Annotated in this window: 21 protein-coding genes and 1 tRNA gene; 15 read left to right on the forward strand and 7 right to left on the reverse strand. The window is 39.3% G+C overall.

From position 1 onward, the window contains the following. Nucleotides 1–33: 33 nt before the first annotated feature. The 5 genes from WNY79_RS10280 (at nt 34) to alr (ending at nt 4569) form a co-directional block, all read left to right on the forward strand. The gene (locus WNY79_RS10280) at nt 34–582 is read left to right on the forward strand and encodes a sigma-70 family RNA polymerase sigma factor (protein ID WP_024600735.1); all 549 of its coding nucleotides are present in this window, start codon (nt 34–36) and stop codon (nt 580–582) included. Then, nucleotides 569–1051 carry a hypothetical protein gene (locus tag WNY79_RS10285; RefSeq protein ID WP_342875801.1) on the forward strand — a complete coding sequence of 161 codons (483 nt, stop codon included), beginning with the start codon at nt 569–571 and terminating at the stop codon, nt 1049–1051. Before WNY79_RS10280 ends, WNY79_RS10285 begins: the two co-directional genes overlap by 14 nt. Nucleotides 1052–1060: 9 nt before the next feature. Continuing rightward, nucleotides 1061–1999, forward strand: coding sequence for a DUF4097 family beta strand repeat-containing protein (locus WNY79_RS10290; protein WP_342875802.1), 939 nt, complete (start codon nt 1061–1063; stop codon nt 1997–1999). Nucleotides 2000–2110: 111 nt separating this feature from the next. Next, nucleotides 2111–3490 (forward strand): replicative DNA helicase, encoded by a 1380-nt coding sequence (gene dnaB / locus WNY79_RS10295; protein ID WP_024600732.1) that lies wholly within the window; start codon nt 2111–2113, stop codon nt 3488–3490. Next, on the forward strand, nt 3490–4569 hold the full coding sequence (gene alr, locus WNY79_RS10300) for an alanine racemase (RefSeq protein ID WP_024600731.1): 1080 nt from the start codon (nt 3490–3492) through the stop codon (nt 4567–4569). Before dnaB ends, alr begins: the two co-directional genes overlap by 1 nt. A gap of 19 nt (nt 4570–4588) precedes the next feature. Here the strand turns inward: alr and WNY79_RS10305 are convergent, their stop codons facing one another. Then, nucleotides 4589–4828, reverse strand: a complete 240-nt coding sequence (locus tag WNY79_RS10305; RefSeq protein WP_024600730.1) for a DUF2960 domain-containing protein — start codon at nt 4826–4828, stop codon at nt 4589–4591. Nucleotides 4829–4935: 107 nt separating this feature from the next. Between WNY79_RS10305 and WNY79_RS10310 the strand changes: the two genes are divergently transcribed. From WNY79_RS10310 to WNY79_RS10320, 3 genes are all read left to right on the forward strand, one after another. Next, nucleotides 4936–5187, forward strand: a complete 252-nt coding sequence (locus WNY79_RS10310; protein ID WP_007587304.1) for a hypothetical protein — start codon at nt 4936–4938, stop codon at nt 5185–5187. Between the two features lie 200 nt (nt 5188–5387). Beyond that, a complete protein-coding gene (gene pnuC / locus WNY79_RS10315) occupies nt 5388–6005 on the forward strand; it encodes a nicotinamide riboside transporter PnuC (RefSeq protein WP_076925268.1) in 618 nt (205 codons plus the stop codon). A 3-nt stretch (nt 6006–6008) separates the two neighbouring features. After that, nucleotides 6009–6821, forward strand: a complete 813-nt coding sequence (locus WNY79_RS10320) for a phosphotransferase (RefSeq protein ID WP_342875803.1) — start codon at nt 6009–6011, stop codon at nt 6819–6821. Here the strand turns inward: WNY79_RS10320 and WNY79_RS10325 are convergent. Beyond that, nucleotides 6818–7000 carry a hypothetical protein gene (locus tag WNY79_RS10325; RefSeq protein ID WP_007587299.1) on the reverse strand — a complete coding sequence of 61 codons (183 nt, stop codon included), beginning with the start codon at nt 6998–7000 and terminating at the stop codon, nt 6818–6820. The genes WNY79_RS10320 and WNY79_RS10325 overlap by 4 nt on opposite strands. Nucleotides 7001–7246: 246 nt before the next feature. Between WNY79_RS10325 and WNY79_RS10330 the strand changes: the two genes are divergently transcribed. The 3 genes from WNY79_RS10330 to WNY79_RS10340 all read left to right on the forward strand — a co-directional run bounded on the left by WNY79_RS10330 (nt 7247) and on the right by WNY79_RS10340 (nt 8766). Continuing rightward, a tRNA-Arg gene (locus WNY79_RS10330) sits at nt 7247–7321 on the forward strand. A 214-nt stretch (nt 7322–7535) separates the two neighbouring features. Continuing rightward, entirely contained in the window at nt 7536–8060 is a 525-nt protein-coding gene (locus WNY79_RS10335) for a hypothetical protein (protein ID WP_024600726.1), read from the forward strand. A 1-nt stretch (nt 8061) separates the two neighbouring features. Continuing rightward, on the forward strand, nt 8062–8766 hold the full coding sequence (locus tag WNY79_RS10340) for an NRDE family protein (protein WP_197186123.1): 705 nt from the start codon (nt 8062–8064) through the stop codon (nt 8764–8766). A 107-nt stretch (nt 8767–8873) separates the two neighbouring features. Here the strand turns inward: WNY79_RS10340 and WNY79_RS10345 are convergent, their stop codons facing one another. Beyond that, the gene (locus WNY79_RS10345; protein ID WP_342875804.1) at nt 8874–10637 is read right to left on the reverse strand and encodes a GNAT family N-acyltransferase; all 1764 of its coding nucleotides are present in this window, start codon (nt 10635–10637) and stop codon (nt 8874–8876) included. A 351-nt stretch (nt 10638–10988) separates the two neighbouring features. Here WNY79_RS10345 and WNY79_RS10350 point away from each other — a divergent pair, with 351 nt between their 5' ends. Continuing rightward, nucleotides 10989–12203, forward strand: a complete 1215-nt coding sequence (locus WNY79_RS10350) for an HD domain-containing phosphohydrolase (protein WP_342875805.1) — start codon at nt 10989–10991, stop codon at nt 12201–12203. On the opposite strand, the gene WNY79_RS10355 is transcribed toward WNY79_RS10350, so the two are convergent. Continuing rightward, nucleotides 12163–12486: a hypothetical protein gene (locus tag WNY79_RS10355; protein WP_024600722.1), complete on the reverse strand. Its 324-nt coding sequence runs from the start codon at nt 12484–12486 to the stop codon at nt 12163–12165. The two genes, WNY79_RS10350 and WNY79_RS10355, sit on opposite strands and share 41 nt — an antisense overlap. A 294-nt stretch (nt 12487–12780) precedes the next feature. Here WNY79_RS10355 and WNY79_RS10360 point away from each other — a divergent pair, with 294 nt between their 5' ends. Further along, nucleotides 12781–14043 (forward strand): outer membrane protein transport protein, encoded by a 1263-nt coding sequence (locus tag WNY79_RS10360; protein WP_342875806.1) that lies wholly within the window; start codon nt 12781–12783, stop codon nt 14041–14043. Nucleotides 14044–14155: 112 nt separating this feature from the next. Here WNY79_RS10360 and WNY79_RS10365 read toward each other — a convergent pair whose 3' ends face one another. The 3 genes from WNY79_RS10365 to pepA all read right to left on the reverse strand — a co-directional run bounded on the left by WNY79_RS10365 (nt 14156) and on the right by pepA (nt 19181). Next, nucleotides 14156–17011 carry a valine--tRNA ligase gene (locus WNY79_RS10365; RefSeq protein WP_342875807.1) on the reverse strand — a complete coding sequence of 952 codons (2856 nt, stop codon included), beginning with the start codon at nt 17009–17011 and terminating at the stop codon, nt 14156–14158. A 53-nt stretch (nt 17012–17064) separates the two neighbouring features. Next, a complete protein-coding gene (locus WNY79_RS10370) occupies nt 17065–17511 on the reverse strand; it encodes a DNA polymerase III subunit chi (protein ID WP_342875857.1) in 447 nt (148 codons plus the stop codon). A 158-nt stretch (nt 17512–17669) separates the two neighbouring features. After that, nucleotides 17670–19181 carry a leucyl aminopeptidase gene (gene pepA / locus WNY79_RS10375; RefSeq protein WP_024604878.1) on the reverse strand — a complete coding sequence of 504 codons (1512 nt, stop codon included), beginning with the start codon at nt 19179–19181 and terminating at the stop codon, nt 17670–17672. A 309-nt stretch (nt 19182–19490) separates the two neighbouring features. Here pepA and lptF point away from each other — a divergent pair, with 309 nt between their 5' ends. Continuing rightward, nucleotides 19491–20603 carry an LPS export ABC transporter permease LptF gene (lptF, locus tag WNY79_RS10380; RefSeq protein ID WP_342875808.1) on the forward strand — a complete coding sequence of 371 codons (1113 nt, stop codon included), beginning with the start codon at nt 19491–19493 and terminating at the stop codon, nt 20601–20603. Then, nucleotides 20600–21667: an LPS export ABC transporter permease LptG gene (gene lptG, locus WNY79_RS10385; protein ID WP_076925275.1), complete on the forward strand. Its 1068-nt coding sequence runs from the start codon at nt 20600–20602 to the stop codon at nt 21665–21667. The genes lptF and lptG overlap by 4 nt, the downstream gene beginning before the upstream one ends. Nucleotides 21668–21669: the final 2 nt, after the last annotated feature.

The following is a 21669-nucleotide window of genomic DNA, read 5'->3' on the forward strand; positions in this document are numbered from 1 at the left end:
CTCAATAATAATAATTAAAAGGCGACATCACGGATGTTACACGTTAAACCCGAACAAACGCCTTTATGCGAAGCTACACTTATTGAACGTGTTAAGTCGGGTGAGCAGGCGGCATATACAACGCTTTATGAGTTACATATAAAACGAGTCTACGGTTTATGCTTACGTTTATTAGCCGACCAAGCGCATGCTGAAGATGCAGCGCAAGAAGTGTTTGTACAGGTGTGGCATAAAATAGCGCAATTTGACGGTCGCTCGCAGTTTTCTACTTGGCTTTACAGTGTTGCCAGCAATATTGCGATTAACTACCTACGCAAGCAAAAAAATTGGCTACAAAAAGTTGTGAGCATTGAACACAGCGGTATGGATGAGCAATCAGCTAATGATTGCGAAGGCTTAAATGGCCTTGATAAATTAATAGTAAGGCTTCCTGAGCGTGCACGTATGGTGTTTGTGTTGTTTGCAATTGAAGGTTACAGGCATGAGGAAATAGCCGAACAGTTAGGTATGGCTGTTGGTTCAAGTAAATCGCAATATCATCGTGCTAGGCAGTTATTACAAGAGTGGTATGAAAATGAATAAACCAAATTTTGACGATTACTTAAACAAATCATTAAATACGCTTGATAAAGAGATACCACCACAAAAAGATTTATGGGCAGGAATTGAGCGAGTAATTGTTAATAATAAGCAAAACCCAAAAAATACTGGCACTTGGCCAAAACTAACGGCAATAGCTGCCTGCACATTAGCTACTTTAATTGCTGTAAATATATTTTTTATAGCGCCCGAGCCACAACCCGTAGTGGCTATAAGTGATTACTTTTCGGCGAAAAAAAACAGTTTGTTAGTTGAATACGAAAATAAAGAAGCATTGACCACTAATTGGCAAACACAACTACAAGAATTAGAAGAGGCTGAACAAGCAATAATGCAAGCTCTTGAAAATGAACCACAAAACCAAGCGCTTCTGACAATGTTAGCGCAAATATATCAACAACAACTTGATTTAATTAACAAGGTGCACGCGCCACGTTGGCAGCACATTTAGGAGTACGACATGAAAGCGATTTTATTAGGACTAAGCTTATTTCCATTGGCGGTATTTGCGGGTGAAAAAATAGATAAGCAAATAGACGTACCAAATGGCGGCACTATTTTTATTGAAAACCAACGCGGTGATATACATATTACAGGCTGGGATAAAAACGAATTTAAAGTATCTGGCGAGCTTGATGACAAAGCAGAAGGTTATGAGCTTAAAACAAATGGCGATAAAACTCAGTTTATTGTAAAAATGCCACGTAAATCAAATTGGAGTAATAATGGCGATGGCTCAAGCCTAACCATATTTATGCCTAAAAGCAGCAGTTTAGAGTTTGCTGGCGTTAATGTATCGGTGACTGCGAAAGAGCTAAAAAACGGTGCTGAAGTTGACGTGGTTAATGGCGAAATTACGGTAGATGATATTACTGGCAACATTAAGCTCACCACCGTAAATGGTGATGTGAACGCTGACAACTTAAACGGTAATATTCAATTTGAAACCGTAAATGGCGAAATTAACGATAGAGAATCAAGTGGTGAACTGCGTTTTAGTGCTGTTAATGGCGATATTAAATCAACCTCAAGCGCCAATGATGTGCGCCTTGAAAATGTAAATGGCGATATAAATTTTACGCTATCGTCAATTAAAAACTTACGTATTAACACGGTAAATGGCGAAGCCGAAGTACACATTAAAGAGCTTTTAAAAGGTGGTGATGTACGTTTTGAATCGGTAAGTGGCGATGGTGATTTTTACTTTCCTGACAGCGTATCTGCAAATTTTGAAATTAAAGCCCATGCTAATGGCAAAATCATTAATAAAGTTACTAGTGACAAAGTCAGTAAAGCTAAATATGGCCCAGCCAGTGATTTAGAATTTAGTATCAATGGCGGTAATGCTAATGTTGAAATGGATACCATTAGTGGGCGCATAGAGCTTCGTATTAAATAACGCTCTCACCTTCACGATTACAAAAAGCAGGAAAAGATTTCCTGCTTTTCTATTTGCACAGCCCCTTCAAGTCGATAGAATAGAGCCATTCAATTTTACCACTGTGAAGTTATGGCCAAACCAGATAAGCAAGTCGATACTCTTAAAGTTCCTCCCCATTCAATAGAAGCTGAACAATCTGTTTTAGGTGGCTTAATGCTTGATAACCAAGCTTTTGACCGCGTAGCTGAACTTGTTGTATCACAGGATTTTTATACCCGCACGCACAAGTTAATTTTTGAAGCGATGACGGCACTTGCTGAGATTGGCGATCCGATAGATTTAATCACTATTTCTGAAAGTTTAGAAAAAAATAATAAGCTTGCAGGAATTGGTGGTTTTGCTTATTTAGCTGAAATAGCTAAAAACACGCCAAGCGCTGCTAACATTGACGCTTACGCAAGTATTGTACGCGAACGCGCTGTTGTACGTGAAATGATTGGCGTAGCGAACGAAATTGCAGAAGCGGGTTTTAATACTGAAGGGCGTACTAGTCACGATTTACTTGATTTTGCCGAAAGCAAAGTGTTTAAAATTGCTGAGCAACGAACAAAAAGTAATGAAGGTCCGCAGAGCATTCATAGCATCCTTGAAAAAACCGTTGATAAAATAGAAGAGCTTTATCAATCGCCACAAGATGGTGTAACAGGTGTAAGTACAGGTTATGCCGATCTTGATAAAATGACGACGGGCTTACAGCCATCCGATTTAATTATTGTAGCAGCACGTCCATCGATGGGTAAAACCACCTTTGCGATGAACCTTGCAGAACATGCTGCAATGACTCAAGACAAACCAGTATTAATTTACTCTCTAGAGATGCCTTCTGAGCAAATTATGATGAGGATGCTAGCGTCTCTTGGTCGCATTAACCAAACTAAGGTGCGTACTGGCCAGTTAGATGATGACGATTGGGCACGACTTTCATCAACTATGGGTTTGTTGATGGAAAAAGGCAAAATGTACGTTGATGATGCATCGGGCTTAACACCTACCGATGTGCGCTCACGTGCAAGGCGTATAGCCCGCGACCATGGCGGTATTAGCATGATCATGGTCGATTACTTACAGTTAATGCGTGTACCAAGCCTTGCCGATAACCGAACGCTCGAAATTGCCGAAATCTCGCGTTCACTTAAAGCATTAGCAAAAGAGCTAAAATGTCCGGTTGTTGCGCTTTCACAGCTTAACCGTACGCTAGAGCAACGTGCGGATAAACGCCCAATTAACTCAGATTTACGTGAGTCAGGGTCGATAGAGCAGGATGCCGATTTAATCATGTTTATTTACCGTGATGAAGTGTACAACGAAGACAGTACCGATAAAGGTATTGCCGAAATTATTATAGGTAAACAACGTAACGGCCCAATTGGTAAAGTGCGTTTAACATTCCAAGGTCAATTTTCTCGCTTTGATAATTACGCGGGACCAGCGGTAGATGACGATTACTAATGCGCTTAGCCACTGCTGAAATTAATTTAGCTGCACTTGCGCATAATTTAGCGCAAGTTAAGTGTTTTGCACCTAATAGCAAAGTAATGGCGGTGCTAAAAGCAAATGCTTACGGACATGGTTTAGTAACGATTGCGCAGCATTTAAATGATGCTGACGCATTTGCTGTGGCGCGGATAGATGAAGCGTTAGCTCTGCGAGCGGGGGGCCTAACAAAGCCAATAGTTTTACTCGAAGGCTTCTTTAATAAAGCCGACATACCTATTTTACTTGCTAATAATTTTCAAACTATTATTCACGATGAGTACCAATTAGCCGCGCTTGAAAAAGCAAAGCTTGATGCGCCAATAACATGCTGGTTAAAAGTAAATACAGGTATGCATCGACTAGGTATTGCGCCAGAGCAGTTTGAAGAATTTTATAGCCGTTTACAAAAAACACCTAACGCTAAAAATACTGTTAATCTGATGACCCATTTTTCGTGTGCTGATGATGTTGATAATGCTAAAACGGTTCAACAAATTACGTTATTTGATAACTTAGTGAATGGTATTGACCAAGCGCATTGTTTATCAAATTCAGCGGGTATTATCGCGTGGCCAAATGGACATGGTGATTGGGTACGCCCTGGTCTAATGCTCTATGGTGTATCGCCTATGGCAAATAGTATTGGGCAACAACATAAATTAAAACCAGTTATGCGCTTAACTACGCGCGTAATTGCAGTGCGAAATGTGCCTGCTAATGAGGCGGTCGGGTATGGTGGTCGTTGGAAAAGCGATAAACCAACCAAGTTAGCTGTTGTGGCTATGGGTTATGGCGATGGTTATCCTCGGCACGCTAAAGAGGGGACCCCCGTTATAATTGGCAAGCAGCGTTATGGTATTGTCGGTAGTGTAGCAATGGATATGATTAGTGTAGATATAGGCACTAATGAGCATAATATTAAAGTTGGCGACAGGGTTACTATGTGGGGCCCTGAGCTACCAGTTGAAGAAATAGCACTGTGCGCTGATACTATCCCCTACGAGCTTTTATGTAATATTACACCGCGCGTAAGTTATGAGTATCAGCGTTGACACAGCTATAAAGCTGTATTTACTCTTTTATAAAGTAAATATCGCTAAAGCCCATACGGGCAAATTCTTGGTCGCGAAAGTTACGAACAGAGGCAGACCCTTTTGAGGTCATTTCTATTTGCTGTACCATGCTTAAGTAATTAGTCAGATCAATACCTTCAGCGGCAGCAATTGCTTGATACATGTCGTGGTATTTATCTTTAGCGAAATTAATCTCGCGCGGTTCGTTTTTATATTTGTAGGTTATTCTACGTGCCATATTAAGCTCATTTCAATTGAGTGTTGCAGCGATTTTACACTGTATTTAATAACGGCTCTAGCATTGAATGACTTGTTGTAATCGGTAATTAAAATAAAGAGTCGAAAATGAAATTATCAGTAGAGATCAGTAAATACCCACTTCACCAAGACTATATCCCGTTTATACAAGGGTTTATTGACAGATTAAACGAATACGATGATTTAAAAGTGATTACTAACACGTTATCAACGCAAATTTTTGGTGATTACGATTTAGTAATGCAGGTATTAAATACCGAAATTAAGCGCTCATATGAAGAATTTGGTAAAGCTATTTTTGTATGTAAGTTTCTCTCTGGCGACTTATCGCCTGAATAGCCTATAATACCAACCTGCATAAATATTTGATCAATTTAACGAATTAAATTGCACTATAACGTCGTTAAAAATTTTTATTTAGAACAACTAGATACAAAAATTTTTGCCTAGTTCTAGCGTAATTTTCTTAACGTTAAATAGACCCCGTATATAAGCAGGTTGGTATAACAATCGGCACAACTAAACGGTAACTGCATAATATGGACTTTTTAACACAAACCTTAAGTGGTTTTACAGCAATGTCGCATTGGGAGTATATTGCGGTAGGGTTGTCGATGGCTTATTTATTATTAGCAATAAAAGAAAGCTTATGGTGTTGGCCTGCGGCGTTTTTTAGTACGCTCATTTATACAATAATGTACTGGAATGGTGCATTACTTATGGAGTCATTACTTAATTTTTATTATATGTATATGGCTGTATTTGGATGGGTTGTATGGCGTAAAGGCAAAGCTGCAAATTTAAATATTACATCGTGGTCGATAAACCGCCATGCTGTTTTAATTAGTTTAACAACTATAGCTGCAATAGCTATAGGTTACGTTATGCAAAACTATACTCATGCTGATTTTGCTTATCTTGATAGCTTTACAACGTGCTTTGCAGTAGTAACTACTTACTTAGTTGCTAAAAAAGTCCTCGAAAACTGGCTGTACTGGATTGTTATAGATGCAGCTTCTATGTATTTATATTACGAAAAAGGCTATTACCCAACGCTAGCACTCTTTATATTTTATACCATTATGGCAGCGTGGGGCTTTAAAACCTGGTACGAAGAGTACGAACAAAGCCAAGCTAAGCCTCTAGCACAGCTTTAATCAATGATTGCCCATACTCAGTTAGTAAAAATGTGTAGTGCGTTTATAGAGCCTACAAGCATTGTTTCAAGCGAGCGATTACTTAATGGCTTTAGTAACGATAATTTTTTAATACGTACCGAGCAACAAGGGTATTTATTAAAATGTTATAAAAGTCATTGGCCAAATATTGGCCTTGAAGCGCAGCGCTTTTTAAGTGACTTTAATATATGTCCAGCGCCTATTTGGCTTGATAAAGAAAACGGTCGTGCGGTATTTAATTATATTGAAGGCAAGAGCGCGCAATCGGATATAACGCTTAGCTTTATTAATAAACTTGCTCAAGTGCACAATTACAAAGTGTCTACCGCGCCAATGGATATAGCTAAAGAGCTTCATTTTTATCAAAACACCGGCGTATATACGCAATATAAACTTCAAATAGAGCAGGCACTCAAAGCAGTTACAGCTATGTCATTTAATGCAGGTTTTTGTCATAACGACTTAGTAAAAGACAACATTATTGTAAATGCTTCAGGTATGTATTTAATTGATTTTGAATACGCACAAACTAACGATGTGTATTTTGATTTGGCAGCCCTTGCAGTGAGCTTTAATTTTAATGAGAGCAGTGAAAGTGCATTGTTAAATAACTATAAAAATAGCATCGATAAAACAAAAACGTTTGATCTTTCAATAGATAAGCTGAATTACTATAAGCTGTTTTTTTTAGTGTTATGTATTGGCTGGTACGAAGAGCGCGGCATAACTAATAAATCTGTAATGTTACGCGCGCAGCTAACTAAACTCGTTAATAATACTTTTTATAGATGTTAAAGGCCACCAAAGCGCTCGGCTAGCTCTTTGTATTTAGTTACTTCGGCTGTATCAAATTGTGGTTCGCCATTTTCATCTTCTGATTTAGCAATTAATAAACTCTCTCTAGAAAGACGTTTTACACGCTCTACTTTTACACCTAAAAACTCAGCAACTTGCTCAGTAGACATTAAACTCATCATTATTTCCTCGTATTAAATTAATCCGCACAGCGACAATCGTAGTTTCAATGTTGCTAAACCGTTACTGTTTCTTATTCAATAAGAATAAATAGCGTGTTTTTAAGCCATTGTGAAGTGTTTTATTTAAAAGAGTTTAATTAATAAGCATATAAGCTGATGTTACTGGTATTTATTTAAAGATCTCTTTATCATTGCTGATGCTAAAGCACTGATATCGCGAGTTGGTGTGGAGGCAACAAATGTGCTCTCGTGGTGAAATGGATATCACGTGGCCCTCCGGAGGCTGAGTTGTAGGTTCGATCCCTACCGAGAGCGCCATTTGCTTTTACATCTACTAATATCCCTCTCTATATTATCTAGCTTTTCATTAATTACTTTTGTATATAAAAATGTATTACTGCATAAATTTTGAAATTTTATTGTAAGAACAGCTTTCTAGTTATTTATACAATGCAAAATTGCATTATTCAAAATGTTATCTAACGTTATGTATGCATATACGACGAAATTATAAATGAGGAAAACCGATTCAATGTTAAATAGTCAGTTAGAAATACTCGCTCAAGGTCATACTTATCTTGAAAGTGTAACTAAAGAGGATTATTCGCAAATCGTTGCTCCTAATTTCATTAGTTCAGCTGGGTCACATATGCGCCACATTATCGATCATTACCAATCTTTAATGACGGGTTTTGATATAAATAATATTGATTACGATAGTCGCCTACGCGGCAGTAATATTGAAAGTAACCCCTGCGAAGCGATAAAAAAAATTGCCGAGATAGCATCGTGGATTGAACAGCTAAGTACAGATGATTTTAATAAACCGCTGTTACTTTCAAGCGAAGTATCAATTAAAAGTAAAAATGTACAAACTGTAACAACCTCATTAGCACGAGAGCTTATATTTGTAGGAAGCCATGCAGTACATCACTATGCGATGATTTCACAAATTACCTTTGCACAAAAAGCATCATTCGACCAGAGCTTTGGGTTAGCACCAAGTACAGCCACTTTTTTGAGAGAAAAAAGCCAATCAAAATCACTGCAAAGTTAATATGTGCACTTTAAGTTACTTCTTAACTGATGATGGCTACGAGTTGTTTTTTAATCGTGATGAGCAAAAAACGCGAGAAATGGCAATCGCCCCGAGTAAGCACACAGGTAACGCAATTTACCCGATCGATCCGCAAGGGGGAGGTACTTGGCTTGGTGTATCGCATTGGGGGCAAACATTAGCTTTATTAAACGATTATCAAAGTGTATTTGATATAACTGCCGTAAAGCACAGTAGAGGTCTTTTAATCCCACATTTACTGAGCAACAAAACCCCTGCATTGTCTCAATTACAAAATATGGATTTATCAGGTTATGCGCCTTTTAAATTATGTATTTTTCCGGATAAATTATCCCTAAATAATAGTCACATCGTTTTTGTTCGGTGGGACACAAAACAATTAATCGATTGCCAAGTTGAATCGCTTGCAACGTCATCTGGCGTTGAGCTAGAAACAGTTACACAAAAGCGTAAACAACAATTTAAGCAACTTATTGACGTAAGACATCCCGCAAGTGAGCAGTTTTTAGCATTTCATTACAGCAAAGCCGAGCAAGGCCAATATGGTGTAAATATGCAAAGAGAAGACGCAATGACAGTCAGTATTAGTCATATTAAAGTTGGTAAGACTATACGTTTTAATTATTTTGATAAGCAATCTCAGCTCATCAGTAGCATTAGTTGTTTAAAAGTGGCTGCAGCTTAACTAGGTATTCGTATAGCTATTACATAACTAAAAAAGTCGACGCAATTAATTGCGTCGACTTTTTTGTTGCTTTATTTTTACCTGCTGTATTAATGCAGCAGATAAAATTATGAGTGATTTATATAATCATCTTTTTTATCACCAAGGTAGAGCTTAAGTAGCTTTTCAGGCGCACTTGGTAGGTGCACACTTAAAAGTAATCCTGGGGTGTGATTAAAGTTACTGTCAATTCCCATACAATGAAATTGAGCGCCTAGCTTATGATATTGCTTTAATAAAATCGGTATGTCTTTTTTATCTTCTTCTATTCCCATAACCAATGTTGATACATGATCTATGTTTAACGTGTGATCGCTAATGAAGTCTTCAAACTCAGGGTGAATTTTATTATTAAAAGGCGTATTGGCGTTAACACCTTTTTTATTATTAACCATTGCATGATCAATAATTGCGACAGAACGAGGGTCATAAAGTTTACTTAGTGAAACTGTGCCGTATAAAGTCCTATAACGTGGGTTTTGCGCCATAAACGCACCGATCCCTTTAAATAACAGCAATAAACCATGGTAACTGCCTTGATGTTTTTGAACTATAAACGAGCGACCCATTTCCAAGCACGGCTGTTGTTGATTAATAAAAGAGGGTTTAAAATTAAACATTTGCGATAAGTAAAGGGCGCTCACGTCGCTATTTTTTTGTAATAAATCAGTTTGTCCAATTCGATAAGCACCAATGATCTCTTCATTTTTATGATCAAAAATAAATAAATGCATGTAAGTTGCGTCAAACTTATCGGTATCACATGGCTCGCCGCTTCCTTCGTTTAATGTACGAAAGGTTATTTCTCTAAGGCGTGTTATTTCAGTAACACAATTAGGTATTTGATCTTGATAACCGTAATAAACGGAGTAACTTTTAAAGTCTAATAAGTGCTGCTCGTTTGGTAAGCTAGCAAGTTCACTCGTCATTTTTGTTTTATCAACATCCTGCATAATCGCTTTTAGTTGCATTGATTGGGCATCGTCTTGCCAAGGTGTTACAAAGCGTTCATCGTTTAAATAACAAAGCAGACGCGCAATATCGTTAATGTCGTCAGTTTTCTCAAATTTATTTAATAACTTGGGTGTAAGTAAATTACTAGCACCTAAATTAATGGACCTTTTTTGAATTTTAAGTAATTCACGTATTAGCATTAATAATCTAAATCGGTAGTAAATGCGTCCCAAGTTGTAAAACATAGGGCTATTTTGACCACTAATAAACACAGGTAATAAAGGGGCTTGTGTTTTTAAGGCTAGTTGAGCCGCTAAGCGATTCCATTGTCCGTCGGTTACACGTTGTTTTTTTGATTGAAAAAACGAAACCCTGCCAGCAGGAAAAACCACAAGTAAACCATCGTTATTTACATGTTTAAAACACTGTTTAATTGCACTGGTATTAATGGCTGCTTTTGGCTTTAGCGGATTAGCAAAAATAAAATAGTCTTTAATTTCTGTAAATATTTTTAAACCAACGTTAGCCATTACTTTTGTATCGCTACGATAATGGGTGAGCAATTTTGCAATTATTACGCCCTCAACCATGCCGTAAGGGTGGTTACATACGACTATGCAAGGGCCTTGCTTTGGTATTTTGTTAATAACACCTTGTGCGCCAAGTACATTAATACCCAATACATTTAAAAGCTTTTCACTAAACTCTTGTTTATCCAAACCCGATAAATTATTAGAGAGGTAAATATCTCGCAGTTTATTTATACCCAATAGGCTATCAAGCAGTGGAGCGGCTATTTTTAATATATGACCCAAAGGCGAGGCTGTGTTTATTGCAGCCACACTTAGGTTTGATAAGGGTTGGTTTAGTTTTGTCATATATTAGTACTCTTAAGAATTTAAAGCAGTTGTTATTAAGTGCTGTGTATATTGAGACCGAGGCAAAACAATATTATGTTCAAGAAAGGTTAATAAAGTTCGCTTTTTTATAATGATTAGATAAATTATATAGCTAAATCACATGTTTTTTAGTGGTAAACACTTCAGTGTAGTTGAGAGAAAGCATTTAATTATTAAAAATTAAGATAATCAGAATTACATTACAGCTCTAATAAGGCTGTAAATTATAGTTTTAGTTATATATAACTACTTACAACTCAAAAACTAGACTTTTAGGCTTAATTAATGCTATTTAAGGTACATATTCCTTAATAGAAAAATCCCGCCTTTATGCTAATTACTTTGCCCGTGTCCGAGCTTACTCCTGGTATGTACGTTGATAGCGTTACTAAGCAACATGAAGGGATCAATAGCATAAAAATTAAGACCAGTGGCTTGGTACGCGATAGATCTATTATTAAGCGTTTAGTCTCTGAAGGTGTGCTTGAGCTACTGATTGATTTTACTAAAGGTGATGCGCCAGTTCCTGCCAAATATAAACCTCAAAGCAAACCTAAAACATCTAATAGCCAACAAAAAGCAGAAAAAACACCTATAGCAATCTCAATCGAACAAGAATTTGCTAAAGCGAGTGTAAATTACGATCAGCACGGTCGAAAGCTACAGTCGTTATACGGTGACTTAACATCTGGCCTGAGTGTTAATATAAAAGTGCTTGATGAAATAGCCAGCGAAATAGTCAGCTCAGTTTTTCGTAACGCTAACGCCATGACTATTCTTACTCGTATAAAAGATAAACACAGCTATAACTGGCGGCATATGATCAACTGCGCCATTTTTACCGCTGTATTTGCTAAATACTTAGGGTATGAGCAGGCTGTTGTACAAGAGCTTGCAATGGGGGCGTTACTTCATGATTTAGGCCAAGCTAAATTACCCCAAGGTATATTTTCAAAGCCAACTAAGGTTACTAATAATGAGCTCTTAGCCATTAAAAAGCATGTAGCACAAGGTTTGGGTTTAGTTAAAGGCGAGAAGGGTATAACACCCCTTATGCTTGATATGATAGTAAATCATCATGAACGCTTAGATGGATCTGGTTATCCGCGAGGCCTGCAGGCTGAAAAGTTAAGTCGCCCGGCGCGTATAATGGCAATTGTAGATGTGTACGATGCAATGACTGCCGATAGAATGCATCAAGATGGTGATGAGCCTATTAATGCATTACGTTATTTATTAGCCAATAAACACTTGTTTGATGGTGAGTTAGTGCAGCGGTTTATAAAGTGTTTAGGGGTTCATCCGGTAGGGACTATTGTAAAATTAACGAATGAGCGTTTAGCGCTAGTGCTTGAGGGAAATGTACTTAATCCTATTAAGCCTAAAATTAAGCTATTTTATAACGCTAAGCACAATCATCATGTCACACCAAAAGATATTGATTTAAGTGAGCACACCCAAGAGCTTAAAATACTATCAAGCGTTAAGCCCTTAGATTATCAGATTAATTTGTCTCGCCTGCTAAAAGAGCATTTGTTGAATTAGCCTTACTGCATTGCCTTTTTTTAGTTTGTTTTGCTGAAATAAATGCACCCAAAAAGCAACTTCCCATCAGTGTTAACCATAGCAAAGTGCCTAGCTCTACGTGCAATGCAAAACAACACAGGGCTAAAGAGATCAACGCATTTAACATTGCCCCTAGCCAATAATGGTTTACGGGATTATCGCATTGTCCTGCTTGAGTACAGGCGCAGTAGTTTGCTTTGTAAAAGCAAAACACACTCGCCCCACAAAATATTAGCCCTGTAATAATAAATAAAATGATCACAGTTTCACTTCCTTTGCGATTTTATAATAAGTGTAAGTGGCCGCTAAACCCAAGTCAATCTAAATGATAATTAATTACAGTTAGAGTGTTTGCTCTAATAGCACATTTCTAGTCCGATGAGTTTTAAATTGCCGTTAATTTGTCGTTAAAATGTGGTTAAAAACCGGGTTTTTTGCTGTTTTTTGACACTTTCATAGAGTTTTTTACAAAAAATTAAGGTAGTGTAGCCAAGTTTTAAATCCTAATAACAACACACATAGTACCCAGACGGTCAGTTTGGTTAAGGACTCAACAATGAAATTTTCTAAAACTATTATTGCAGCTTCGCTTGCATTTGTTTCAGCTGATAGCTTTGCAGCTGCGTTTCAATTATCAGAGCAAAATGCATCGGGTTTAGGCCGTGCATACGCTGGTGAAGCTTCTATCGCAGACGATGCGTCTGTAGTTGCACGTAACCCAGCACTAATGACTTTATTTAAAGACAAGCAACTAAGTGTTGCTGCTATTGGCGTAATTCCAGATGTAAGTATTGAAGGCGAAAGTACTAATAACGGTATTAACCCAAGTGCATTAGATGACGACAGCATTGCACCAAGTGCTGTAGTACCTGCTATTTACTTTACTATGCCTTACAACGATAAAGTATCGATTGGTTTTGGCGCATTTTCTAACTTTGGTTTATCTACAGAGTTTAACGACGAATATGTAGCTGGCCAAATTGCTGGCGAAACAGAAATCTTTACTGTTAACCTTAATGCAAGCGTTGCTTATAAAGTAACTGAGCAATTCAGCTTTGGTATTGGTTTAAACGCTATCTATGCTGATGCAACTGTTATTCGTAAAGTGGGTGCTAATGCAAGCGGTATTGATTTTGGTGCTGATGCTGTAAACCTTCAAGGTGATGATACTGGTTTTGGTTTAAATGTTGGTTTAATGTACCAGCTAGATGATAACAGCCGTTTTGGTTTTAACTATCGCAGCGAAACAGACATCACATTTGATGGTGATTTCTCAAACGAGTTACCAGTAGGCGGTACTGGTGGTGCTAAGTTTCCAGGTGCTGTTGATCTAACACTACCAGCTATTGCTGAGTTTTCTGGCTCACATCAGCTAGATGACAAGTTAGGCTTACATTACAGTGTATTATGGACAGGTTGGAGCAGTTTTGAGTCACTAGAAGCACAAGTGACACTACCAACTGGTGATAAGTTTGTTGCGTTTGAAAAGCAAGAGCAGTTTGATGACTCTTTCAGATACTCTGTAGGTGCTGATTACCAATACAACGAAGATTTACTACTTCGTGCCGGTGTAGCATTTGATGAGTCTCCAGTATCGCAAACACACCTTTCGATCTCTATCCCAGATACAGATCGTTTTTGGTTCTCGTTTGGCGGTAATTACACAATTGATCAAAACTCTAACGTTGATCTGGGTGTAAGTATCATCCGTGGAAAAACACAAACGTTCACAGAAGCTGATGACTCGGGCAGCCAATGGGGCTTCGAGTCTAAAGGCCACGCGGTATTACTTGGCGCTCAGTACAACTACAAGTTCTAATATAGAAGTGCTTTGTAGTTAAATGCAAGGCACAAAAAAGCCGCTCACTTATTAAAGTGAGCGGCTTTTTTAATGCCTATTAAATGATGTTAATAGGCATTCTTATGAAAGCTTATAAGCTTTCTATTTTAGTTTTTTGTTCAAGTAACTTAGTTTTAGCATCGCTAAACTCAGCCAGTTTTGCATTTTCTTTAGCAAGTACCGCTTCAGGTGCGTTATTAACAAACTTTTCGTTAGCGAGTTTGTTTTGCACTTGTGCTAGGCCTTTTTCTGCTTTTTCGAGTTGCTTATTAATACGCGAAAGCTCGGCTTCCACATCAATTAAGCCCGCCATTGGGATCATGATCTCAAGGTTGCCAACATAAGACGTTGCACATGCTGGTGCGTCATCTTTGTTTTCAAGCATTGTAAACTCTTCAATTTTTGCAAGTGATGCTAAAAATGATTTGTTTTCTTCAATGCGGCGCACGTCGTCGCTTGATGCATTAGCAAGTAATACGCTAAGCGGTTTACTTGGGCTAATATCCATTTCACCACGAATATTACGAATCGCTAAAATGAATTGTTTAACCCACTCTAAGTCGTCCATTGCCTTAGCATCAACGCTTGCCTCGTTATATACAGGGAACGGCTGAACCATAATGCTGGTGTTCTCTGTTTCAAGGCCTGCAAGTGGTGCAACACGCTGCCAAATAGTTTCAGTAATGTATGGCATCATTGGGTGCATTAAACGCAGTAAGCTTTCAAGTACCGTTATTAACGTATGGCGTGTACCACGTTGCTGTGCTTCATTGCCTTTAAACAATACTGGTTTAGTTAGCTCTAAATACCAATCACAAAATTGATTCCAAGTGAATTCGTAAAGCGTGTTAGCAGCTAGGTCAAAACGGTAGTTATCTAAGTGCTCAGTGTAGGTTTTAACGGTAGCTTCGTATTGACCTAAAATCCAACGGTCAGCTAATGAGAACTCTTTATCAGCATCGTTTGCAAAACCACAATCGAGCTCTTCTGTGTTCATTAGCACGTAACGGCTTGCGTTCCATAATTTGTTGCAGAAGTTACGGTAACCTTCAAGGCGGTTCATATCCCAGTTAATATCACGACCGGTAGACGCCATTGCAGCAAGGGTAAAACGAAGTGCGTCGGTGCCGTGTGCTTCAATACCGCCGGCAAATACTTTACGCGTATCTTTTTCGATTTTGGCGGCAAGTTTTGGCTGCATCATGTTACCGGTACGTTTTTGTACTAGGTCTTCAAGTTCAATGCCGTCAATCATGTCTAGTGGGTCAAGTACGTTACCTTTTGACTTAGACATTTTATCGCCATTGTCGTCACGTATTAAGCCAGTTACATACACGGTTTTAAACGGAACTTGTGGTTTGCCATTTTCGTCTTTCACAAAGTGCAGCGTCATCATAATCATGCGCGCAACCCAGAAAAATATAATATCAAAACCAGTTACCAATACATCAGACGGGTGGAAGGTCTTTAAATCATCGGTATTTTCTGGCCAACCTTGTGTAGAGAACGTCCAAAGTGCTGATGAGAACCACGTATCAAGTACGTCTTCGTCTTGGCTTAACGTTACGCTGTCTGCAATGTTGTTTTCACGGCGTACTTCAGCTTCGTCGCGACCAACAAATACGTTGCCTTCATTGTCGTACCAAGCTGGGATGCGGTGACCCCACCAAAGCTGGCGTGAAATACACCAATCTTGTACGTCGTTCATCCACGAGAAGTACATATTTTCGTATTGCTTAGGTACAAATTGAATATCGCCGTTTTTAACAGCGTCTTTTGCAGGTTCTGCAAGTGGTGCAACACGTACATACCATTGGTCGGTAAGTAGTGGCTCAATTACAACGCCAGAGCGATCGCCGTAAGGAACAGTTAAACCATGGTCTTCAATTTTTTCAAGTAGGCCTAGTTCTTCAAATTCTGCCACAATCGCTTTACGCGCAGCAAAACGATCTAGTCCATGTAGGCGCTCAGGAATTGGCGCATCAAACTCAAGCTCTTTACCGTCAAAGGTGTATGTTTCACCTTGGGTAAGAATAGCGGCGTCTTTATCGAAAATGTTGATCATCGGCATTTGATGACGCTTGCCCACTTCGTTATCGTTAAAGTCGTGCGCTGGGGTTATTTTTACACAGCCCGTGCCTTTATCTTTATCGGCATGTTCATCAGCAACAATTTTAATACGACGATTAACGATTGGTAATAAAATCTCTTTACCAATTAAATCTGTGTAGCGTTCGTCATCTGGGTTTACTGCAACACCCGAGTCGCCAAGCATGGTTTCAGGGCGAGTTGTTGCTACTACTATGTAGTCTTTTCCGTCTTGTGTTGTAACGCCATCAGCCAGTGGGTAACGTAAGTTCCACATGTGGCCTTTTTTGTCTTTGTTTTCAACTTCAAGATCAGAAATAGCGGTGTGTAATTTTGGATCCCAGTTTACTAAGCGTTTACCACGGTAAATTAGGTTTTCTTTATGAAGGCGTACAAACACTTCTTTAACGGCTTCAGATAGGCCATCGTCCATTGTAAAGCGTTCACGATCCCAATCAACCGATGCGCCAAGGCGACGAAGTTGTTTGGTGATAGTGCCGCCAGATTCTTTTTTCCATTCCCAGATTTTATTAATAAAATCTTCGCGGCCTAAATCGTGGCGTGTTTTACCTTCTTCGGCATGCAGTTTACGCTCAACCAACATTTGCGTTGCAATACCTGCGTGGTCAGTACCTACTTGCCATAATGTGTTGTTACCTTGCATACGTTTAAAACGCGTTAGGGTATCCATTATTGTGTCTTGGAAGGCGTGGCCCATGTGTAAGCTACCAGTGACATTTGGCGGCGGAATCATAATTGAATATGGTACGCCTTTGCCAGATGGCTTAAAGTAGCCTTTTTGTTCCCAGTCTTGATATAGAGACTGTTCAATATCTTGCGGATTGTAGGTTTTATCCATTACACAGAACCTTAAATAAGTACTTAAATTAGTTGGTTAGTTTGCCTGATTGGCTAGCTATTAATATCTTGCGTGGTGAGATTGGCACCGAGTTGGCGTAGCTTTTTAAAACGCTCGCGGGCTGCCTGTTTAGCAGCTGCTTCTACGGGTACAAAATCAAAAACTTGGTTAAACCGACGAATGTAATCCGGTAACTGAGTAGCCAAGTTAATTAAAACTTTACGATTGCCAACAGGTGGCGTAATACCAATTTCTACAGGTGCGCCGCCTTTAGGGCCTTCACCTTGTAAATTATGTGGCACAAAACTATCTGGATCGAATGCCCAAATTATTTCATCAATGGCACAGGCTGCTTCATTATCGTTAACACAAATAAACACACGCTGCCCATTTCGATACTGATCGGCCGCAATTTGAGCAGCCAAAGCAAAATGATCGTCAGCCTTAGCTGTTAACTCATCTAGTTGCTTTAGAACGAAAAATTTAGCGTTCATGTTCATTGTATCGGGGTTTCCCATGACATTGAATGTATACCAAATTGATATACATAAATTAAGAGGCAGATTTTGCCATATAACGAGGTTTGCTTCAATTAATACACAAATAAATAAGGCGCCAAACGGCGCCTTATAAACAGATATTAATTTAAACTAAACGTTTAATCTTGAGCTGCTTCACTTACACCAGCTCTATTTAGTAAATACTGAGTAAGCATTGGAACAGGGCGACCCGTTGCGCCTTTTTTAGCGCCACTGCGCCACGCTGTACCAGCAACATCTAAATGCGCCCAATTATACTTTTTAGTAAATTTAGACAAGAAACATGCCGCAGTAATTGTTCCTGCAGAGCGTCCACCTAAGTTTGTAAAGTCAGCAAATGGGCTATCTAGTTGATCTTGATAGTCATCCCATAACGGTAACTGCCATGCACGGTCGCCACTTTGCTCTGACGCTTTTAACAAATCGTGTGCAAGTGGGTTATGGTTTGATAGTAAACCAGTTGCATGCGCGCCAAGGGCTACAATACAAGCGCCTGTCAGTGTTGCCACGTCAATAACAGTATCTGGGTTAAAGCGCTCAACGTACGTTAGTGCGTCGCACAATACTAAACGACCTTCAGCGTCGGTGTTCAACACTTCAACTGTTTGGCCCGACATTGTTGTTAAAATATCACCCGGGCGATATGCGTTTGAGCCAGGCATGTTTTCACAGCCAGCTAAAACACCAATAACGTTAATTGGCAACTGCATTTGTGCAAGTGCGCGCATTGCACCAATAACACCAGCAGCGCCGCCCATGTCATATTTCATCTCATCCATGCCTTCGCCTGGTTTTAATGAAATACCGCCTGAGTCAAACGTCAAGCCTTTACCAACAAGTACAATAGGGGCTTGGTCGTCAGCGGCGCCTTTGTAGTTAATAATCGACATAATTGATTCGTTATCACTACCGCGGCCAACAGCTAGGTATGAGTTCATACCTAGTTCTGCCATTTGCTTTTCGCCAATAATATCAACGGTGATATTGTCAAAATTAGTTGCCAGCTCTTGTGCTTGTTCCCCTAAGTACACTGGGTTACAAATATTTGGTGGCATATTAGCCACGTCTTTACACAGCTTACTACCTGCAGCAATGGCTAAACCATGCTCAATAGCACTTTCGCCAATCGTTAGTTCGCGTCGAGTTGGTACGTTAAACACCATTTTACGAAGTGGACGACGAGGGTCTACTTTTTTACTTTTTAATTGGTTAAACGTGTATAAGCAATCTTGTGTTGTTTCTACTGCTTGACGTACTTTCCAGTAAGTGTCGCGACCTTTAACGTGTTGCTCTGTTAAAAAGCAAACTGCTTCCATAGAGCCCGTTTCGTTTAAGGTATTAATAGTTTTAGAAATAATTTGTTTATATTGCTTATCGTCAAGCTCGCGCTCTTTACCACAACCAACAAGCAATATGCGCTCGCTTAATACGTTTGGTACATGATGCAATAATAAAACTTGGCCTGGCTTACCTTCTAAATCGCCACGGCGAAGTAAATTAGAGATATAACCATCGCTAATTTTATCGAGTTGTTCACCAATGGGGGATAACCTACGTGGCTCGTAAACGCCAACCACAATACATGCGCTGCGCTGTTTTTCTGGGCTACCACTTTTTACGTTAAATTCCATTGTCACTCCTGATTTTGAGTCATTTAAGTTAGTAAGTTGGGGCTAAAAAAGTATTTTCTAGTCTTATCTACGTAACTTATGTAAGGATAATTCTTATTTTAGCTGATTTTGCTAGACTCTTACTGTGTAATTGAACTTTATATGCTTAAGGGCTACTAATGCAACATTATATCGTGCACTTAGGTAGGATAATTAAATTTGATGGCTTATAATAATAGCCTATTTGCCGGTATTAATTGGGTAAAATAGCTATTTAACTATTCAATTCTCACTATCGTAGTGAAATTCCATGTTTAACAGGGGCGAGCATTGCTAATTTTCCGTTATTTGACCGCTGAGGTTATAAAATCGCAGGTCGCCGTATTTTTAACTTTAATGACAATATTTTTGTCACAAAAGTTAGTTGGTATTTTAGGTGATGCCTCTGAGGGCAGCATTCCTGCTAAATTAGTGCTATCGATGATTGCACTAAAGCTTCCACAACTAGCCTCGCTAATACTTCCGCTGAGTATATTTTTAGGCATTATTTTGGCTTACAGCCGTATATACGCCGATAGCGAAATGACCGTACTTAAAGCCTGTGGCGTAAGTGAATGGTATGTTGTGCGCGTAACGCTTATATCAAGCGTTGGACTTGCCATACTAGCCGCTGCATTGACTATGTATATAGCGCCGTGGGCAAGTGAGCAAGAGTACCAATTAAAAGAACAAGCTAAAGCCGATGCGGGGTTGTCTGCACTCAGGGCTGGGCGGTTCCAAGAAACCGGTAACGAAAAAGCCGTGGTGTTTATTCATAATATTGAAAAGGGCGGCAAAGAGCTCAATAAGGTATTTGTTGCGCAGTTACCTGATAGCGAAAAAGGCAATCTAGCGCGCTTAGTATATGCACAGCAAGGTGTTGTGGTTGAAGCCGTAAATGGTGAGCAACAGCTAGTACTAACAGACGGTAAACGTTACGAAACAGATGGCACAACGCCTGCACTTAATTTAACAGAATTTGATGGTTACAGCGTACAAATACGAGAACAAGAAATAGAGCATCAACGCCGTAAATTAGAGGCTGTGCCAACTAACCAATTATTGGCTATAAATACACCTGAATCTATTGCTCAATGGCAATGGCGACTCGCTATTCCGCTATCAATCCCACTACTTACCTTACTGGCAGTACCGCTAAGTGTGGTTAATCCTCGCCAAGGTAAATTTGCAAAACTAGTGCCTGCTATTAGCTTGTACTTAGGCTACTTTATTTTACTAAATGCCGCTAAATTTGCAGTTGAAGATGGCAAAATCCCGCCTTCAATCGGCTTGTGGTGGATTCACCTAAGTGCCTTGTTTATAGGTGGGTTATTAATTATAAAAGGGCGACCACTGGGCGCTTGGCTTAAAGCCGTTGTAACTAAGCGGGAGTTAGGCTCATGATGAAAACGCTTGATTGGTATTTAGGCCGCAGTATTTTACAAACTACCGGCTTTGCATTATTGGTACTTGTTGGTATTAGCACCTTAATTAAATTTATCGACCAGTTAAAGTCGGTAGGGCGCGGCAGTTACGACTTAATGACCGCAATGCTTTACACGCTTTACACAATACCTGGCGATTTAGTGGTGTTTTTTCCGATGGCTGCGCTAATTGGTGGCTTAACGGGTTTAGGGGCACTTGCTTCAAACAGCGAGCTTGTAGTAATGCAAGCCGCTGGTATGTCGCGCTTACAAATAATTGGCTCAGTGATGAAAACCGCCGTATTTATGGCTGTATGTATGATGGCACTTGGCGAATGGGGTGCACCTGAAGCGCAATTACACGCTAAAGAAATGCGTAACCAAGCAATACATGGCGGTGATGTGTTTAATACACAAAAGGGTGTATGGGCTAAAGACGGCAGCAATTTTATTAATATTGAAGATGTAGACGAAAACGGCAGGCTCAACGGGGTACACATGTACCACTTTGATAAATCGTTAGAGCTTACCCAAATTACTAAAGCAAGAGATGCACTGAGCCGAAAAGATGGCTGGCTACTTCGTGACGTAAATAAGGTTATTATTACTAGCGAAAAAACCACAACAGAGCAATTACCAGAAGAGTTTTATTCTTCGCAATTGACCGCTGAAAAGTTAGGGGTTGTGTCGGTAAAACCGGAGTCACTTTCATTTACTGGGCTTTGGTCGTATTTAAGTTACTTAGAGCAAAACGAACAAGACACAAGTACCTACGAGCTTGCCCTGTGGCGTAAGTTGATGCAGCCAGTATCTGTTGCGGTAATGCTGCTGGTGGCGCTCTCGTTTATATTTGGCCCGCTGCGTACCGTTACTATGGGAGCGCGTATTATTATGGGCGTTGTAACGGGGATTGTGTTTCACTTAACTAATGAAATATTTGGCCCTGTAGTTATGGTTTACCAAATACCAGCCATTATAGGTGCGGTATTGCCCAGTATTATATTTATAGGCTTTGCGACATATTTGATGAATAAACGGGTATAGAG

Origin of the sequence: Pseudoalteromonas sp. AS84, assembly GCF_038900255.1 — a bacterium.
Taxonomy (GTDB): Bacteria; Pseudomonadota; Gammaproteobacteria; order Enterobacterales; family Alteromonadaceae; genus Pseudoalteromonas.

Excerpts from the sequence above, each read along its gene's own strand:
- WNY79_RS10280 (WP_024600735.1), top strand. The coding sequence starts at position 34 with ATGTTACACGTTAAACCCGAACAAACGCCTTTATGCGAAGCTACACTT.
- WNY79_RS10285 (WP_342875801.1), top strand. The coding sequence starts at position 569 with ATGAAAATGAATAAACCAAATTTTGACGATTACTTAAACAAATCATTA.
- WNY79_RS10290 (WP_342875802.1), top strand. The coding sequence starts at position 1,061 with ATGAAAGCGATTTTATTAGGACTAAGCTTATTTCCATTGGCGGTATTT.
- dnaB (WP_024600732.1), top strand. The coding sequence starts at position 2,111 with ATGGCCAAACCAGATAAGCAAGTCGATACTCTTAAAGTTCCTCCCCAT.
- alr (WP_024600731.1), top strand. The coding sequence starts at position 3,490 with ATGCGCTTAGCCACTGCTGAAATTAATTTAGCTGCACTTGCGCATAAT.
- WNY79_RS10305 (WP_024600730.1), bottom strand. The coding sequence starts at position 4,828 with ATGGCACGTAGAATAACCTACAAATATAAAAACGAACCGCGCGAGATT.
- WNY79_RS10310 (WP_007587304.1), top strand. The coding sequence starts at position 4,936 with ATGAAATTATCAGTAGAGATCAGTAAATACCCACTTCACCAAGACTAT.
- pnuC (WP_076925268.1), top strand. The coding sequence starts at position 5,388 with ATGGACTTTTTAACACAAACCTTAAGTGGTTTTACAGCAATGTCGCAT.
- WNY79_RS10320 (WP_342875803.1), top strand. The coding sequence starts at position 6,009 with ATGATTGCCCATACTCAGTTAGTAAAAATGTGTAGTGCGTTTATAGAG.
- WNY79_RS10325 (WP_007587299.1), bottom strand. The coding sequence starts at position 7,000 with ATGAGTTTAATGTCTACTGAGCAAGTTGCTGAGTTTTTAGGTGTAAAA.
- WNY79_RS10335 (WP_024600726.1), top strand. The coding sequence starts at position 7,536 with ATGTTAAATAGTCAGTTAGAAATACTCGCTCAAGGTCATACTTATCTT.
- WNY79_RS10340 (WP_197186123.1), top strand. The coding sequence starts at position 8,062 with ATGTGCACTTTAAGTTACTTCTTAACTGATGATGGCTACGAGTTGTTT.
- WNY79_RS10345 (WP_342875804.1), bottom strand. The coding sequence starts at position 10,637 with ATGACAAAACTAAACCAACCCTTATCAAACCTAAGTGTGGCTGCAATA.
- WNY79_RS10350 (WP_342875805.1), top strand. The coding sequence starts at position 10,989 with ATGCTAATTACTTTGCCCGTGTCCGAGCTTACTCCTGGTATGTACGTT.
- WNY79_RS10360 (WP_342875806.1), top strand. The coding sequence starts at position 12,781 with ATGAAATTTTCTAAAACTATTATTGCAGCTTCGCTTGCATTTGTTTCA.
- WNY79_RS10365 (WP_342875807.1), bottom strand. The coding sequence starts at position 17,011 with ATGGATAAAACCTACAATCCGCAAGATATTGAACAGTCTCTATATCAA.
- WNY79_RS10370 (WP_342875857.1), bottom strand. The coding sequence starts at position 17,511 with ATGAACATGAACGCTAAATTTTTCGTTCTAAAGCAACTAGATGAGTTA.
- pepA (WP_024604878.1), bottom strand. The coding sequence starts at position 19,181 with ATGGAATTTAACGTAAAAAGTGGTAGCCCAGAAAAACAGCGCAGCGCA.
- lptG (WP_076925275.1), top strand. The coding sequence starts at position 20,600 with ATGATGAAAACGCTTGATTGGTATTTAGGCCGCAGTATTTTACAAACT.